This window comes from Paraburkholderia dipogonis, from assembly GCF_042680985.1.
Lineage (GTDB): Bacteria > Pseudomonadota > Gammaproteobacteria > Burkholderiales > Burkholderiaceae > Paraburkholderia > Paraburkholderia phytofirmans.
In genome coordinates this window covers 83960-100182 of record NZ_JBHUFR010000003.1, presented here as the reverse complement: position 1 = coordinate 100182, position 16223 = coordinate 83960, and the positions used below count along the sequence as shown (strand labels likewise).

16 protein-coding genes are annotated in these 16223 nt (G+C 63.7%); 6 read left to right on the top strand and 10 right to left on the bottom strand.

Annotation, left to right across the window (positions count from 1 at the left end; all coding sequences use genetic code 11):
* Nucleotides 1–107: 107 nt before the first annotated feature.
* Nucleotides 108–521: a VOC family protein gene (locus tag ACFSNN_RS03375; RefSeq protein ID WP_134457805.1), complete on the top strand. Its 414-nt coding sequence runs from the start codon at nt 108–110 to the stop codon at nt 519–521.
* Between the two features lie 19 nt (nt 522–540).
* Nucleotides 541–1281: a 16S rRNA (uracil(1498)-N(3))-methyltransferase gene (locus ACFSNN_RS03370; RefSeq protein ID WP_134459098.1), complete on the top strand. Its 741-nt coding sequence runs from the start codon at nt 541–543 to the stop codon at nt 1279–1281.
* A 135-nt stretch (nt 1282–1416) separates the two neighbouring features.
* On the opposite strand, the gene ACFSNN_RS03365 is transcribed toward ACFSNN_RS03370, so the two are convergent.
* From ACFSNN_RS03365 to ACFSNN_RS03355, 3 genes are all read right to left on the bottom strand, one after another.
* Nucleotides 1417–1986, bottom strand: a complete 570-nt coding sequence (locus tag ACFSNN_RS03365; protein ID WP_106311033.1) for a barstar family protein — start codon at nt 1984–1986, stop codon at nt 1417–1419.
* A 7-nt stretch (nt 1987–1993) separates the two neighbouring features.
* Nucleotides 1994–2410 (bottom strand): ribonuclease, encoded by a 417-nt coding sequence (locus ACFSNN_RS03360; protein ID WP_012434350.1) that lies wholly within the window; start codon nt 2408–2410, stop codon nt 1994–1996.
* Nucleotides 2411–2852: 442 nt separating this feature from the next.
* Nucleotides 2853–5192, bottom strand: a complete 2340-nt coding sequence (locus ACFSNN_RS03355; protein WP_134457804.1) for an NADP-dependent malic enzyme — start codon at nt 5190–5192, stop codon at nt 2853–2855.
* A gap of 219 nt (nt 5193–5411) precedes the next feature.
* On the opposite strand from ACFSNN_RS03355, the gene thiL reads away from it, so the two are divergent.
* The 4 genes from thiL (at nt 5412) to ACFSNN_RS03335 (ending at nt 8087) form a co-directional block, all read left to right on the top strand.
* On the top strand, nt 5412–6407 hold the full coding sequence (gene thiL, locus ACFSNN_RS03350; protein WP_134457803.1) for a thiamine-phosphate kinase: 996 nt from the start codon (nt 5412–5414) through the stop codon (nt 6405–6407).
* Nucleotides 6397–6978 (top strand): phosphatidylglycerophosphatase A family protein, encoded by a 582-nt coding sequence (locus tag ACFSNN_RS03345; RefSeq protein ID WP_134457802.1) that lies wholly within the window; start codon nt 6397–6399, stop codon nt 6976–6978. The genes thiL and ACFSNN_RS03345 overlap by 11 nt, the downstream gene beginning before the upstream one ends.
* Nucleotides 6979–7044: 66 nt before the next feature.
* Nucleotides 7045–7545, top strand: a complete 501-nt coding sequence (locus ACFSNN_RS03340; protein ID WP_012434355.1) for a CinA family protein — start codon at nt 7045–7047, stop codon at nt 7543–7545.
* 23 nt (nt 7546–7568) lie between these two features.
* Nucleotides 7569–8087: a cupin domain-containing protein gene (locus ACFSNN_RS03335; protein ID WP_134457801.1), complete on the top strand. Its 519-nt coding sequence runs from the start codon at nt 7569–7571 to the stop codon at nt 8085–8087.
* 154 nt (nt 8088–8241) lie between these two features.
* On the opposite strand, the gene pyrF is transcribed toward ACFSNN_RS03335, so the two are convergent.
* From pyrF to ACFSNN_RS03300, 7 genes are all read right to left on the bottom strand, one after another.
* Nucleotides 8242–9057: an orotidine-5'-phosphate decarboxylase gene (pyrF, locus tag ACFSNN_RS03330; RefSeq protein ID WP_134457800.1), complete on the bottom strand. Its 816-nt coding sequence runs from the start codon at nt 9055–9057 to the stop codon at nt 8242–8244.
* Between the two features lie 245 nt (nt 9058–9302).
* The gene (locus ACFSNN_RS03325) at nt 9303–10364 is read right to left on the bottom strand and encodes an aldose 1-epimerase (protein ID WP_134457799.1); all 1062 of its coding nucleotides are present in this window, start codon (nt 10362–10364) and stop codon (nt 9303–9305) included.
* A 231-nt stretch (nt 10365–10595) separates the two neighbouring features.
* A complete protein-coding gene (locus tag ACFSNN_RS03320; RefSeq protein WP_134457798.1) occupies nt 10596–11498 on the bottom strand; it encodes an SMP-30/gluconolactonase/LRE family protein in 903 nt (300 codons plus the stop codon).
* Nucleotides 11495–12295, bottom strand: a complete 801-nt coding sequence (locus ACFSNN_RS03315; RefSeq protein ID WP_134457797.1) for an SDR family NAD(P)-dependent oxidoreductase — start codon at nt 12293–12295, stop codon at nt 11495–11497. Before ACFSNN_RS03315 ends, ACFSNN_RS03320 begins: the two co-directional genes overlap by 4 nt.
* Before the next feature lie 39 nt (nt 12296–12334).
* Entirely contained in the window at nt 12335–13351 is a 1017-nt protein-coding gene (gene araH, locus ACFSNN_RS03310) for an L-arabinose ABC transporter permease AraH (RefSeq protein WP_134457796.1), read from the bottom strand.
* Between the two features lie 54 nt (nt 13352–13405).
* The gene (araG, locus tag ACFSNN_RS03305; RefSeq protein ID WP_377747321.1) at nt 13406–14944 is read right to left on the bottom strand and encodes an L-arabinose ABC transporter ATP-binding protein AraG; all 1539 of its coding nucleotides are present in this window, start codon (nt 14942–14944) and stop codon (nt 13406–13408) included.
* Nucleotides 14945–15119: 175 nt separating this feature from the next.
* Nucleotides 15120–16118 carry an arabinose ABC transporter substrate-binding protein gene (locus ACFSNN_RS03300; RefSeq protein WP_134457795.1) on the bottom strand — a complete coding sequence of 333 codons (999 nt, stop codon included), beginning with the start codon at nt 16116–16118 and terminating at the stop codon, nt 15120–15122.
* Between the last annotated feature and the right edge of the window lie 105 nt (nt 16119–16223).

Here is a 16223-nt window from a genome sequence, read left to right as displayed (position 1 = left end):
GCAAAATGCACGGCTCCGTCGGATTGCGCGATTGCAATAGCGATACGCAAATTTCCGCCTGGACTCGCACCACGTGCCCCGCCAACCCCATCAATCCGGAGAATCGCATGTCCGCCTCCCGCCCAGCCGGTGTGCCCTGGTTGACCCCCTATCTGACGGTGCGCGACGCACGTGCCGCGTCCGCGTTCTTCACAGCGGCGTTCGGCTTCGAAGTACGTGACAGTGTCCAGGACGACGGTGTCGTCATGCATGTCGAGATGACCTATCAAGGCCAGTTGATTGTGATGTTCGCTCCGGAAGGCGCGTTCGGCTCGGCGGCGAAAACACCCAAAAGCGCGGGCGCAATCGCACCGCAATCGTTCTATGTCTATGTCGACGATGTCGACGCGATCTATGCGCGGGCGCTGGCCGCCGGCGCAAAGTCGCTGAGCGAGCCACAGGATCAGTTCTGGGGCGATCGCTTCGCCCAGGTCGAAGATCTGGACGGCTATCGCTGGGCGCTCGCTCGCCACCTTTCGTGAACCAATGAGTATTTTTCTGATGCCTCGCTTTTTCGTCGGTACGCCTCTGCAGCCCGAGGACGTCTTGCCGCTTCCCGATGACGTCGTTCGGCACGTGCTCGTGCTGCGCCTGCAGCCAGGCGATTCGATCGTCCTTTTCAACGGCGAAGGCGGGGAATACAGCGCCGAACTCGTCGAAGTCGAAAGGCGCTCGGCCACGGTGAAAATCCGCGAATTCCGCGATATCGAGGTCGAGGCGCCCTATCGCCTCACGCTCGCGCAGGGCATTGCCGGCGGCGACAAGATGGACTGGCTGATCGAAAAAGCCGTCGAACTGGGCGCGTCCAGCTTCGTGCCGTTGACCACCACGCGCAGCGTCGTGCGCCTCTCCGGCGATCGCGCGCAGCGGCGCCACGCGCATTGGCAAGGCATTGTGCGGGCGTCGTGTGAACAGTGCGGGCGCAATCGCCTGCCGGAAGTGATGCCGGTGCGCGAGATCGCCACCTGGCTCGGCTCGATGCCCCGCACGCCCGAGGAAGGCGACCTGCGCATTCTGCTCTCGCCGCGCGCCAGCATCAGCTTTTCCGCGTTGCCCTCCGAACCGCCCAAAGGACGCGTGACGGTGCTGGTGGGGCCGGAAGGCGGCTTTTCAGCGACGGAGGAAGCCGCCGCGGCCGCGCACGGTTTCACCGCCGTCGGCCTCGGCCCGCGCGTGATGCGCACCGAAACTGCCGGCATCGCCGTACTCTCGGCGCTGGCGGCCGGCTGGGGCGGCTGGTAAGCGGCTTGCGTGGCGCGCTGGTCGTCCTGATTAAGGGCGGCACAAGCCTATGCCGACATTCGCACCAAAAGCAAAGGCCCGCCGATTGGCGGGCCTTTCTTCACTAGCCCAAGCGCGCAACGCGCGGGCAAAAACTCAAGCGAACGAATAAAACACGCGGAACGCCACTTTGCGCTCGGCCCAGAACTCGGCGGCTTCGCGGAACACGTCCAGCAGCGTCTCGCGCCCTTCCTTATCGAACTTCTGGGCGACCGGCAACTGCTCGAGCACGATCACGAAGCCCGGCTGCGCACCCGCCTTCTGAACCAGATCGGTCAGGCAGTCGTACAGCGCGTCGTAATTCTTGCCGAAATGTTTCGGAAACAGGAACGAGGTCGCGATAGTTTCGAGTACTTCCTGCTTCGACTGCGCGTTGGCGCAATACGCATAGAGAAAGTGCTGGCCCAGCTGGCTGGCCTCGTCGGCGAGATCCTGCACGCGGAACGCGCGGATCGACTGTACGATGTTCGGTCGTACGGTCTTGAAAAGACTCATGGGCTCCTCATTCGATGAAACCACAGTGCCTGCTTCGCTCTGGTTCTCGCGGCCCTGATCGCCGGCGCGCATCTGCATGACGCGTTGGAACAAATTGCCGTCGCCGGCCGCGAAAAGATCCGTCGCGACTCCGGAGTCGTGCGCGTAGACGTTGTCGCTCATGCCGTTCATCCCGATGTCATTCAACAATACGATTAAAACTGGTGTAGTGGTCGTCCGAGTAATAACAATTGTCGGTTCGCTTCAGCGGACCTCCGCAGACGATGCGACGCGCCCCGCGATTACGTGAGCGAGGCGTGGGAACGGTGTATTCGTGGTAATAGCCGCGCCGATGGGCCGGCAGCAACCGTTCGCGATTGCCGAATACGATGCCGTCCTTCTCATACGGGTAAGGCCCGCCTGCGGCAATCAAGTTCAATGTATTGACCGCTTCGCGCGGCAACTGCGCCAGCGCGATGGTGCCCTGCAGCTGCGCGTTCGCGTCGACGGGTGCCGTGGAGTCGCGCGCGAACGCGCCTGGCACGGGGCCGGATAAAACGCACAGCGTAATAGCACCGATCAGCACGCCTTTCATGCGTTGCCACTTGCGTGCCATGTATCAGGGTTCCCCGCTGTTAGATCACGAGTTTGACGACCATGAAAGTCGTAAGGGTATCGCTAATGGCCCCCGGAATCAACGCTCGCCGGGCGGGCGAAATCCTCAGATGGGGCGCGAAACAGCTACCGGCGCGGCTTTGACGAGTTTTGACAGAATATTTAGCTTAGGCAAGCTAAACTTAGCTCAACGGTGCGAATCGAAGTGAGGACGGGCAAGTGGGAGCGGTCGGCAAGCCGCTTTGCACGAATCTGCAGACAGTTCGATTTTCCTGTGGCAAGGGCAATGAGCTCTTGTGCGTTTCGAGGCGGAATTTTCTGACTTGCCGTTTTTCCTGGGTGGCAATCCCCGGTTCACCCTAAGGCGCGCCCATTGCGGGCGCGCCTCTTTTTTGCATGGTGCACGGTCTTCAACCGGCGCCATGCTTCGTCGGGATCGCCGATTAACGGGCCGCGATCACATCCGCCACTAGCAGCGCCGTCATGTTGACGATCCGGCGCACCGTTGCCGAAGCCGTCAGCACGTGCACCGGCTTGGCCGCGCCGAGCAGCATCGGACCAATCGCGATGTTGTTGCCCGCGGCGGTCTTCAGCAGGTTGTACGAGATGTTGGCGGCGTCGATGTTCGGCAGCACCAGCAGATTCGCGTCGCCTTCGAGCGTCGAGTCGGGCATCACTTCGCGGCGCAGATTCGCGTCGAGGGCAATATCGCCGTGCATTTCGCCGTCCACGTGCAAGTCCGGCGCGCGTTCGCGCAGGATCGCCAGCGTGTCGCGCATCTTCTGCGCGGTCGGCGCGTTGCTCGTGCCGAAGTTCGAATGCGACAGCAGCGCGATCTTCGGCTCGATACCGAAACGGCGCACTTCTTCAGCCGCCATGATCGTGATTTCGGCCAGTTGCTCCGGCGTCGGATCGACGTTCACATGCGTATCCACGAGGAAAATCTGGCGATTCGGCAACACCAGCGCGTTCATCGCCGCGTAGACCTTCGCGCCTTCCTTCTTGCCGATCACCTGATCGATGAAATGCAGATGACGATGCGTGGTCGACACCGTACCGCAGATCATGCCGTCGGCCTCGCCCTTTTCGACCAGCATCGCGCCGATCAGCGTGGTGCGGCGGCGCATTTCGAGCTTCGCCATCTGCGCGCTGATGCCCTTGCGCGACATCATCTTGTGATATTCCTGCCAGAAGTCGCGATACCGCTCGTCATGATCCGTATTGACGACCGTGTAATCCTGACCCGCGGCCAGACGCAGGCCGTAGCGCGCAATGCGCTCCTCGATCACGGCCGGCCGGCCGATCAGGATCGGCTTGGCCAGCTTTTCGTCGACGATGATCTGCATCGCGCGCAGCACGCGTTCTTCTTCGCCTTCCGCGAAGACAATGCGCTTTTTCTCCGGCTCGACGCCGCGCGCGAGCTGGAAAATCGGCTTCATGGTCGTGCCGCTGTGATACACGAACTGCTGCAGATGCTGTTCGTAGGCTTCCATGTCCTCGATCGGACGCTCGGCGACGCCCGAGTCCATCGCGGCTTTCGCCACGGCCGGCGCGACCTTGACGATCAGGCGCGGGTCGAACGGCTTCGGAATGAGGTATTCCGGCCCGAACGAGAGGTCCTGAATGCCATATGCCGTCGCGACGATGTCGCTCTGCTCCTGGCGCGCCAGTTCGGCGATCGCGTTGACCGCCGCGATTTCCATTTCCCGCGTCACCGTCGTCGCGCCGGCATCCAGTGCGCCGCGGAACAGGAACGGGAACACCAGCACGTTGTTCACCTGGTTCGGGTAGTCGGTGCGGCCGGTGCACAGCACGGCGTCGGGGCGCACTTCCAGCGCCAGTTCGGGCAGGATTTCCGGCGTCGGGTTGGCCAGCGCCAGAATCAGCGGCTTATCCGCCATCTGCTTGACCATGTCCTGCTTGAGCACGCCGCCCGCCGAGAGACCGAGGAACACGTCCGCGCCGCCGATCGCTTCCGCGAGCGTACGGGCGTCGGTTTCACGCGCGAAGCGCTCCTTGTCCGGGTCCATCAGTTCGACGCGGCCCTTGTACACCACGCCGGCCAGATCGGTGACGGTGATGTTTTCGAGCGGCAGGCCGATATCGACCAGCAGATCCAGACAGGCCAGCGCCGCGGCGCCCGCGCCGGAGGAGACCAGCTTGACCTCTTTAATGTCCTTGCCGACCACCTTCAAACCGTTGGTGATGGCCGCCGCGACGACGATCGCCGTGCCGTGCTGGTCGTCGTGGAAGACCGGAATCTTCATGCGTTTGCGGCATTCGCGCTCGACGATGAAGCAGTCCGGCGCCTTGATGTCTTCGAGGTTGATACCGCCGAAGGTCGGCTCCAGCGCCGCGATCACATCGACCAGCTTGTGCGGGTCGGACTCGTTCAGCTCGATATCGAACACGTCGATGCCGGCGAACTTCTTGAACAGGACGGCCTTGCCTTCCATGACCGGCTTCGAGGCGAGCGGCCCGATGTTGCCGAGACCGAGCACCGCGGTGCCGTTCGTGACGACGCCGACCAGGTTGCTGCGCGCGGTGAAACGCGCGGCGTTCAACGGGTTCTCGACGATTTCCTCGCACGCGAACGCGACGCCAGGCGAGTACGCCAGCGCGAGGTCGCGCTGGTTGATCATCTGCTTGGTCGGGGCGATCGCGATCTTCCCGGGGGTGGGGAACTCGTGGTAATCGAGGGCGGCTTCGCGGAGTTTGCTATTGACGGGAGTCGACATAAGGCGGGCTTCGGAGGGCGGATTAGAATAGACGTTCGACGGCATTGTAGCCCTAATTGCCGGCCCAATTCCTTCAATACGGGTACAACTGCCGCGACTGAAACATAGCGAAAGGCCGACGTGGCATGCTGTGCACGGAATGCGGCCCGAATCCGAGCTGCGGGCGGATCGAATGTTTACCCTTCGTTCACTCCGTACAATGCGCGCCGTTAGCCGAACTTCGCGGCACTTGATCGTTCACCCTCGCGTCCACCCATCGCCACCATGCTCTCCGAGTTTTCGCTGATCGATCGTTTCTTTGCCCGCCGCGCCGCCCGGCCGTCCGACGCCACCGCCGGCTCCCTCGGCATCGGCGATGACTGCGCGCTGCTCGCGCCGCGTGCCGGCGAGATGCTGGCGATATCGACGGACATGCTGGTCGAAGGCCGCCATTTTTTCGCCGATGTCGATCCCGAGGCGCTGGGTCACAAAGCGCTCGCGGTGAATCTGTCGGACCTCGCCGCCATGGGCGCGCAACCGCAGGCGTTCACGCTGGCGTTTTCCTTACCGAAGGCAGAAGAAGCCTGGCTCGCCGCGTTCAGCGAAGGGCTGTTCGCGCTGGCCGAACGCCACGATTGCGAGCTGATCGGCGGCGATACGACCGGCGGCCCGCTCAATCTGTGCATCACGGTGTTCGGCAGCGTCCCGCCGCAAGTGGCACTGCGCCGCGACGCCGCGCAGCCGGGCGACGACATCTGGATTTCCGGCACGCTCGGCGACGCGCGCGCCGGTCTCGGCGTGCAGCGCGGCGAATGGACCGCCGATGCCAGCGACACTGCGACGTTTCGTCGCGCCCTCGAACGCCCGGAGCCGCAGGTCGCGCTCGGCTTGGCCCTGCGCGGTATCGCCCACGCGGCGCTCGACCTTTCGGACGGCCTTGCCGGCGATCTGCTGCACATACTGGAACGCTCGCACCTGCGGGCCACGGTTGACGTCGATGCCGTGCCGCGTTCCGCCGCGCTCTGCCGCCTCGCTCCCGAAATTCAGCGACGCTGCACGCTCGCCGGCGGCGACGATTACGAACTCTGCTTCACCGCGCCAAGCGCGGCGCGTGCCGAAGTCGAAAAGGCCGGCCGCGAGGTGGGCATCCAGCTCACGCGCATCGGTACAATAAGCGCTCTCGAAACGGCGGCCGACCGCCCGGCGATCGGCTGGCGCGATGCCGCCGGCGCGCCACTCTCCCTGACGTTGCAAGGCTTCGACCACTTTCATGCAGACTGATCCCCCGCTCGGCCCGGCCGACAAACTTATCGCTGCCGAGCCGTCGCCGGTGCCGCGCGCGCCCGATCCGCGCCCGCCAGGCCGTCAACCGCGCCGCGCGACCGCGCGCTTCATGCTTTCGCATCCGCTGCACATTCTGTCGTTGGGGTTCGGCAGCGGCTTGTCTCCCGTTGCGCCTGGCACGATCGGCACGTTGTTCGCGTGGGCCTCGTTCGCCGTGCTCAGCCGTTATCTGACGATCATCGAGTGGGGTGTGCTGATCGTCGCGGGATTTATCGGCGGTATTGCGATTTGCGGGTTCACCGCGAAGAAGCTCGGCATCGACGATCCGTCGCCAGTCGTGTGGGACGAAATCATCGCATTCTGGCTGGTGCTGCTGATGGTCACGCCGGTTACGCTGACCGGGCAGTTCTGGGCGTTCATCGTGTTCCGCTTTTTCGACATGGTGAAGCCGCCGCCCATCGGCTATTTCGATCGCCGTCTGAAAGGTGGCTTTGGCATCATGTTCGATGACCTGGTCGCCGCGTTTTTCACGCTGCTCGTGATCGCGCTCTGGCGCATGTCCGTTTGATTGCCGCCCGGCGCACGCCGCGCCGCCGGGCATTCACCGCCAGCCCCCGTTTTCCGGATTGACGCTATGCCTACCGATTCCGTGGTTCACCAGCTTGCGATTCGCGTGAGCAACCGTCTGCGTGACGAGCGCCTCATGCTCGTCACCGCCGAGTCCTGCACCGGCGGCATGGTGGCGACCGCGATCACCGATATTTCCGGCAGCAGCGGCTGGTTCGAGCGCGGCTTCGTCACGTATTCGAATCAGGCGAAGAGCGAGATGATCGGCGTGCCCGCCGAGTTGATCGACAAACACGGCGCGGTCAGCGAGCAGGTGGCGCGCGCCATGGCTGAAGGCGCGCTGCGCAACAGCCGTGCGCAGGTCTCGTTGTCGATTACAGGCGTCGCCGGACCGGGCGGCGGCACGGAGACCAAACCGGTCGGCATGGTCTCGTTCGGCTGGAGCAACCGGCTGCATACGTCGGTGGAAACGAAGGTTTTCAAGGGCGACCGTGAAAAGATCCGCGTGCAGGCTGCCGCGCATGCACTGCGCGGTGTGCTCGCTTTACTCGACGAACGCGAGCATTAACCTTTGTTCGAAGCGGAAAGCCCATGCCCGATTCGCACGCAATCAAAGACGAACTGATCCGCCGCCTCGATCTCAAGCCGCATCCCGAAGGCGGATTTTTCAGCGAGACATATCGCTCAGTGGAGCGCGTGATTCGCGACAAAGACGTGAGCGGTGCCGCGGAAACGCGCTCGGCGTCGACCGCGATCTATTACCTGCTATGCGACGGCGCGCATTCGGCGTGGCATCGGATCCAATCCGACGAGGTCTGGCATTTTTACGCGGGCGAGCCGCTGAACGTCCACGTGCTCGACCAAACGGGCGCGCTGGTGACGCATAAGCTGGGCAATGCGCTCACGCACCCGGATGCCGTGTTTCAGGCGGTGGTGCCGGCAGGTTTGTGGTTCGCGGCGGAATGCGCCGACCCGGCGACCTTTGCATTGGTCGGTTGCACGGTGGCGCCGGGTTTTGAATTCAGCGAATTCGAGCTGGCGGATGTCGGCACGTTAAAAGCGCTGTACCCGCGGCATGTTGCGTTGATCGAGCGGCTGGGGCCGACCTGAGTCCCAAGCGCTCATAGGCGGTCTTCAATGAAGGGTGCCTGCGTTTATGCGGCCTCGCAAATGTTGACGCGTTGACAGCGCGCGTGCTGCGTTGATCAACGCAGCCAAGGCCAAACCGACCTCAACACTCTCGCGAACAACACCAACCCGCAGATTACCTAAACGCGTTGATCCGATCCCGCGTTTCCATCGCGGCCTTCGCCGCGGCTTCGGCGAAATCGTCGCCCTTGCCCGCGTAAATAATCGCCCGCGACGAGTTGATCAGCATGCCCGTGCCGTTCGCGGTGCGGCCGGCGTTGACGGTCGCTTGCACGTCGCCGCCTTGCGCGCCGATGCCGGGAATCAGCAGCGGCATATCGCCGACAATCCCCCGCACCACTTCGATTTCCTTCGGGAAAGTCGCGCCGACCACGAGACTCAGTTGCCCGCTCGCATTCCATTTTTCCGCCGCCAGTTGCGCGACGATCTGATACAGCGGACGGCCGCCCGTCTCCAGGAATTGCAGATCGGAGCCGCCAGGGTTCGACGTGCGGCACAGCACGATCACGCCCTTGCCTGCATGCTCCAGATACGGCTGGATCGAATCGAAGCCCATGTACGGATTGACCGTCACCGCGTCCGCCTGATAGCGCTCGAACGCCTCGCGCGCGTATTGTTCGGCGGTGCTGCCAATGTCGCCGCGCTTCGCATCCAGAATCACCGGCAGGCCCGGATGATTCGCATGAATGTGGGCGATCAGTTGCTCGAGCTGGTCTTCCGCGCGATGCGCCGCGAAGTAGGCGATCTGCGGTTTAAACGACGACGCATACGGCGCGGTCGCGTCGACAATCGTGCGGCAGAAGTCGAAGATCGCTTCAGGACGGCCCGCGAGCGCGCCCGGGAATTTGCTCGGCTCGGGATCGAGGCCGACGCACAGCAGCGAGTGGGTGCGCTGCCAGGCGTCGTTGAGTGTCTGGATGAAATTGGGCATGGTGGGTCTCGCGGCGAGCGGGAAAACGGAAGAGGCGCGTATTTTACCCGTCCCGCGCGGCGGGCCGCGCCAAGGAGCGTACGGCAGCGGCGGTCCGGCGCGAGATGCGGACAGGCGCGGCGACCGCCCGCCACGCGCCCTGAGTGTGCATGTGCATTGGTCAGGCGCTCGCGAAGCGTGCGAGCCGATTGTCCGCAGCGCATCAGGGCATGCACGCGTCCGCCATGCCGCGCCGCCCTCGCCCGCTACTGCCGCCGCTTCGAACCGCGCGCGCCCGGCATCGAGCGCAAACCCGTGCGTTCGACGGTGAAGCGGAACGTGCGCGTCAGTTGCTCGCCACGTCTCAGCAAAGTCATGCCGTTTTCGCTCGCGCCGCCGGCCAGGTTCATCGCGTTGATCGGATGATCCACCGGTTCGAAGCAAAAAAAATCTTCGCCGGGTGGCGTGTACAGCACGTAGTAATCGGTGTCGGCGGCAATGTTCAGCGACAGGCGGCGCTTCGGCCACACCACCGCCGCTTGTCCGCTCCAGCCGGTAAAAGCGTGATTGACCATGGTTTCCGGCAGCGGATACGCCACGCCGAATTGCCAGGCGGGCGGCGCGGGCACATGCCGCACCGGCAGCCAGTCGTCGCCGGAGAGCCACAAACCGCCGGCCGCGGCCGACAACTCGGTGTCCGCGTCGCGCACGAAGAAGGGATGCACGCCCAGCCCGAAAGGCAGCGCCTCGCGGCCGGCATTTTCGATTTCGAGCGCGACGACGAGCGTCGGGCCGTCCAGCGTATAAGTTTGCGTCGCACGGTAGGCGTACGGCTTGCCGTCGCGGCGGTCGAGCGTGAGGCGGACGTTTTCGCGATCCGACTCCGCGACCTGCCAGACCGATTGCCAACCGTCGCCGTGAATCGGCAAGGGTTCGTCGGCGCGATTGCGCGGCACCTCGACGCGCCGTCCCGCCACGTTGAATTGCCCGCCGCCGATGCGGTTCGAATACGGCAGCAGCGGATAACAGGCCAACTGGTTCGGTTGCGTATCGGCCGCGACGTGGCGGCAGCGGCGGAAGATCGGCGTGAGTGCGCCGTCGTTGCGCCAATCGAAACGGGTGACGCCGCCGCCGAGCGTCGGCGCGACGTCGAGACGCAAATGCGCGTTGGCGAGCGTGATGCATGCGACATCGCCGCCGCTGTCTTCGCCGACGGCCACCGCCGACGTGCTGGGACCCGGCAGCACTGGATTGGCCGCCGCGGCGAGCCGCGAGCGTCGACTCTGTGAGGTCTGAGGAGAGGAGGAAACAAGATTCGCAACAGTCATATCTGGCTCCATCGAGAGGCTTGGGACGTTGCCGTCATTGCTGACGGATGCTGTTGGGCGATTTTTTTAAAGCGGGTCGCCTCTGGGTCCGAACTGCATGCTGCCGATTTGCTGCCACTGGGATTGCACCATCCACTTGCGATTCACTTTCTGCTTCACTTTCTGCTTCACTGCCCGGCCGCGCTTCAGTGCTTCATGGCTGCCTCGGGCGCGAGGCAGCGTCATTCTGCGCTAGGCGGACGCGCCCTGGAACACCGGCTCCGGCAAACCTCGCCGTCCGAGCGTGGCGATAAACACGCCGCCTGCCTGCGGATCGTCGGCGAGCGCCGCTGCATCGAGGTCACAGCGCGCGCTCGTAATGTACAGCGTGTCCAGCTGCGTGCCGCCCAGCGCGACGCAACTCGGCTGCGCGGTCGGCACGTCGACGCGCTCCGTTTCCACGCCGTCGGGTCCGTAACGCACCACACGCCGGCCGCCCCATTGCGCGTTCCACAGGCCGCCGTCGCGATCGACGGTCGAGCCGTCGGGTTCGCCGGTGGCGTCGGTGAGCCGCGTGAACAGCCGGTCGTTGGCGATGCTGCCGTCCGCGCGATAGTCGCACGCGCGGATTTCGCGTGTCGGCGAATCGCAGTAGTACATCGTGGCGCCGTCGGGACTGAAAGCGATGCTGTTCGAGATCGCCGGCGCGGGCAACGGCAAACGCTCCAGCGACAAATCGTGACCGAGCCGATAGAAGCCGCCGATCGCCTGCAACGGCGCGCCCTCATCTTTGGTGCCGAACACGAAGCGGCCCTGACGGTCGCAGCGGCCGTCGTTCACGCGCGTGTTCAAGCCGGCTTCGACGTCGATGATGCGCCGCGTCTCGCCGGTGGCCAGCTCGAAAAAGGCGAGATGCGTGGCCAGGCCGAGCAACAGATAACGCGGATCCGCGCACAGCGCGAAGGTGGCGAGGCGTTCGGGCATGTGCCAGGACATGTTGCTACAGTCCCGCGGGTCGTAGCGCCACAGACGCGCGCCTTCGATATCGGTCCAGTAGAAACGGCCGGTCTGCGCGCACCATGTCGCGCCCTCGCCGAGCGTGCATTTCGTGTCGAGCAGCAGCGCGGCCGTGCCTGGTGAACCGCTCGCGCTCACGCCCAGCCTCCGTCCACGACGATGTCCTGCGCGGTGATCATTTTGCTGTCGTCGGCGGCAAGGAAGAGCGCCATGCGCGCGAGGTCGGCCGGTTCCAGCTCGGCGTCGATGCACTGCCCTTCCTTGATCGAACGACGGCCCGCGTCGTCGAGCCACAAGCGCTTCTGCTTCTCGGTCATCACCCAGCCCGGCACCAGCGTATTGACGCGGATATTGAAGTGGCCGAGGTCGCGTGCGAGACCGCGCGTCAAACCCTGCACCGCCGATTTCGACATCACGTAGACGGGATAACCGCCGTTCTTCAGCATCCAGCTGATCGAACCGAGATTGATGATCGAGCCGCTGTTGGCGGCTTTCATGTCTTCCATCACCGCTTGCGCCGCGAAGAACTGGTGACGGATATTCACCGCGATGCCCGCGTCGAACGACTCGCGCGTGACTTCGCCGACCGTGTGGCGCTTGTCGTTCGCGGCGTTGTTCACCAGCACCTGGATCGGACCCAGCGCGGCCTTCACGTCGGCGATCGCTTTTTGCAGCGCGTCGACGTCGGTCAGATCGCACGGCAGGAACAGCGGCTTGTGCTTCGAATCGCCGAGTTCGTCGGCGAGTGCTTCACCGGCGCTCGCGTCGATATCGAAGAACGCGACGCGCGCGCCTTGCGCCGCGAAATGCTCGACGAACGATGCGCCGATGCCGGTCGCGCCGCCCGTGATCAACACCGTGCGGTCGACGAGGCTCGGATAACGTGCGAAGGCGCTGTCCGCGAGACGGACGTTTGCATTGGCCGGAGACGACATCGTTCGATTCCTTTTAGAGCAAGTGAGTGGGTCGCGGGTTTAGTCGCGCGAGCCGCGGTTCTTCAACTGGTCGAGCAGCACGGCGGCGAGCAGGATCGCGCCACGCACGAGGTATTGATAGAACGCGTCGATGTTCATCAGGTTCATCACGTTCTCGACCGTACCCATGATCAGCACGCCGATCACCACGCCGGAAATCGTCGCGCGTCCACCGAGCAGCGACACGCCGCCCAGCACGCACGCCGAAATCACGTTCAGCTCGAAGCCTTGCGCAGCATTCGGCTGACCCGACGTGATACGCGAGGCCAGAATCACGCCGGCCAGCGCGGTCACCGCGCCCTGAATCAGGAAGATGTAGACGCGCGTGCGTTCCACGTTGATACCGGCCAGACGCGAAGCTTCCGGATTGCCGCCGATCGCGAGCGTATTGCGGCCGTACACGGTCTGGTTGAGCATCACGCCGAACACGATGAAGCACAGCAGCGTGACCCAGATCGGCAGCGACACGCCGAAGAAGCTCAAGCCGCCCAGCGCGATAAACGTATCCGACGACACGCCCACCGCCTGACCATGCGAGACGATAAAGCCGAGACCGCGGACGATTTCCATCGTGGCAAGCGTCGTGATCAGCGCGTTGATGCGCAGATACGCGATCACCGCACCGTTGACAAAGCCGATCACACCACCCGCCGCCACCGCTGCAATGATCGCGATAAAGGTGTTACCGGTCGCGTTGAGCACCATCGCGCACAACACGCCGGCGAACGCGACGGTCGAACCCACCGACAAGTCGAAGTCGCGCGACGCGAGGCAGAACATCATCGTGCACGAGACCATGCCGATCTGCGAGATCGACAGCGCAAGGCCGAGCATGTTCTCGATCGAGAAGAAGTGATCGACGGTGAGCGACATCGTGACGAACATCACGACGAAGATCACGATCAGGCTGTACTCGGTGATTTGCTGCCACCATTTGGCCTTGTCGTTCGACTGCGGAATCAGCGCGTCGGCGGCGCTCTTGGCGGCCTGTTGCGCGAGGTTTTCTCTGGCTTGCATGTTGAAGACTCCTCCCGTTCCCCACGGGTTGCCGGACTTTCGTCCGAATGATGTTCAGGCCGCCTGTTGGGCGGCGGTTTCCGTTCCGGGCAGTGCGGTCGAGCTTTGCGGCAACGCGAGGCTCAACACCGATTGTTCCGTTGCATCCTTACGCGCCAGCTCGCCGGAAATCCGGCCCTGACGCATCACGACGATGCGGTCGGACACGCCGAGCACTTCCGGCAACTCCGACGAAATCATCACGATCGCGCAGCCGCGTTCGGCAAGCTGATAGATCACGTTGTAAATTTCGTGCTTCGCGCCGACGTCGATACCGCGCGTCGGCTCGTCGAGAATCACCACTTTCAGATCCGGCTCGGCCAACCAGCGCGACAGAATCGCCTTCTGCTGATTGCCGCCTGACAGGAAGCGGATTTTCTGGCGGCGGCTCGGCGTCTTGATCTTGAGCAGCTTGATGAAACGGTCGGCGGTTTCCGCTTCCTTCTTGCGGTCGAGGAACATTCCCCCGCGCAGATAGTGACGGCGGCAACTGATATTGATGTTCTCCGACACGGTCGCCATCGCGACGATGCCTTCTTCCTTGCGGTCTTCCGGGCACAGCACGATGCCGTGGCGGATCGCTTCGCCCGCGCTGCGCACCTTGATCGGCTTGCCGTCGAGCAGCAGCTCGCCGCTCTTCTTGTGATCGGCGCCGTACACCAGATGCATCAGTTCGCTGCGGCCCGCGCCCACCAGACCGAAGAAACCGACAATCTCGCCGCGCCGCACTTCGAAGCTGGCCGGCTGCGCGAGCGCGTGGCCTTCGATGCCTTTCGCGGCGAAGCGCACTTCGCCGAGCGGGCGCGCCGAGTAGTTATAAATGTCCGAAATTTCCCGCCCCACCATCTCGCTGACGATGGTGTCGCGCGTCACGCCTTCGAGCGTCGGATGCGAGGCGATCTTGCGGCCGTCGCGGAAAATCGTGCATGCGTCGCACAACTCGTAGATCTCGTCCATGCGGTGCGAGATGTAGATCATCGCGCGATTGTCGGCGCGCAAGTCGCGCACCAGCTTGAACAGCACTTCGGTCTCACGATGCGACAGCGAGCTGGTCGGCTCGTCCAGCGCGATCACGCGCGCGTTGCGCAGCAGCGCCTTGCAGATTTCCACCATCTGGCGCTGCGCGATCGAGAGCTTGCGCAGCTTCGCGTTCGGATCGAGCGCCACGCCCATCGCTTCGAGGCGTTCACGCACGAAGCGTTTGGCTTCGCGCTTGTTGACCCAGCCGAGCGAGTTCGGCAGCTGCCCGAGCAGCAGGTTTTCCGCGACCGTCAGATCGGGCACGTATTGCAGTTCCTGGTGAATCACCGCGATGCCTGCCGCGATCGACGAAGCGGCGCTCGTGAAGCGCACTTCATTACCGTCGATCATCACGCGGCCCGAGTCGGGCTGATATTCACCACCGAGAATCTTCAGCAGGGTCGATTTCCCTGCGCCGTTTTCGCCCATCAGGCCGTGCACCTGGCCGACGTTGACGTCGAAGGACACACCGTCGAGCGCGCGCACGCCTGGAAAGACTTTGCCGATATTGTCAAAACGTAGCGTCGCTGACACTTCGCCTCCTAATGCTTCGAATGAACCGCGCTTTAATGTGCCGCATGGGCAACATCGCGAAGCACGGCTTGTCTCTACTGCTGATCTTTTATTGCCGCCGCCGGCGCGTTCGTTTTCCTCGAAGACGGACGCGCCGGCGGCTTACTTCATGTCGCCGCTGGCTGAATCAAACCGCTCAATTCGCCGCGAGGCCCATCTTCTGGCGCACGTCGGCGACGTTGTCACGCGTGGCCAGCATGCCGGTCGTCAGCGTGAGCGGCGGCGGTGCCTTGCCTTGCGTGATCCAGTCGTACATCAGCGTCGAGGTTTCTTCGCCGTGGCGCTTCGGGCTGATGATGACCGTGCCGTAGAAGCCCGTCGGCGACGGCTTCTTGAACTCGTTCAGTGCCGAGTCCGAACCGCCGATGCCGATACCGATCATGTTGTCCGCCTTGAAGCCGCGGCCTTCCGCTGCGCGCACGGCGCCGAGCACGCCTTCGTCGTTCAGCGCGTAAGCCACCCAGTGCTTGAACTGCGGATTCTTCGTCAGCGCGATGTTGGCGGCGTTGAACGCGTTTTCCGTGTCGGTCTTCGCTTGCGGCGCGGCGATGATGTTCGCCTTCGGGAAGCCGGCGGCGATCAGCGCGTCGGTTGCGCCGCTGGTGCGGTCATGCGCGGTCGGCAGTTGTTCGTAGGTCACGTCGATCGCGCCCACGTCCTTCATGTCCCAGCCGCGCTTCTTGATTTCCGCGGCCAGGCCGTCGCCGACCTGCTTGCCGATGTTGTACGCCGAGATGCCCATATGCGGCACCGACGCGATCGGCTTGCCCGCGCCGTCGACCAGGCGGTCGTCCACCGTCATCATCTTCAGGCCGTCGGCCTTCGCCTTCGCGACGATGCCCGGTCCGAGCTTGACGTCAGGCGTGCAGATCACGAAGCCTTGCGCCTTTTGCGCCGACAGGTTGTCGATTGCGCTCATCACCTTCTCGCCCGACGGCGCGCCGATCTTCACCAGCGTGAAGCCCTTTTCCTTGGCGGCGATCTCGGCGAACTTCCATTCGTCCTGGAACCACGGTTCTTCCGGCTGCTTCACGAGGAAGCCGATCTTCACCGGATCGGCGGCTTGCGCGACCGGTGCGTTGAAGAGCACACCCGTCGCCGCTGCTGCCAGCGTGAGGAAAATTCTACGTTTCATGATGCGTGTCTCCTGACTAATTGATAACGAGAAGGTATTGGCCGCGTCTTCTTGTACCGGGTCTGACACACGCGGCCAGCGCGTCGTCCGGTGTACTCATTGCGC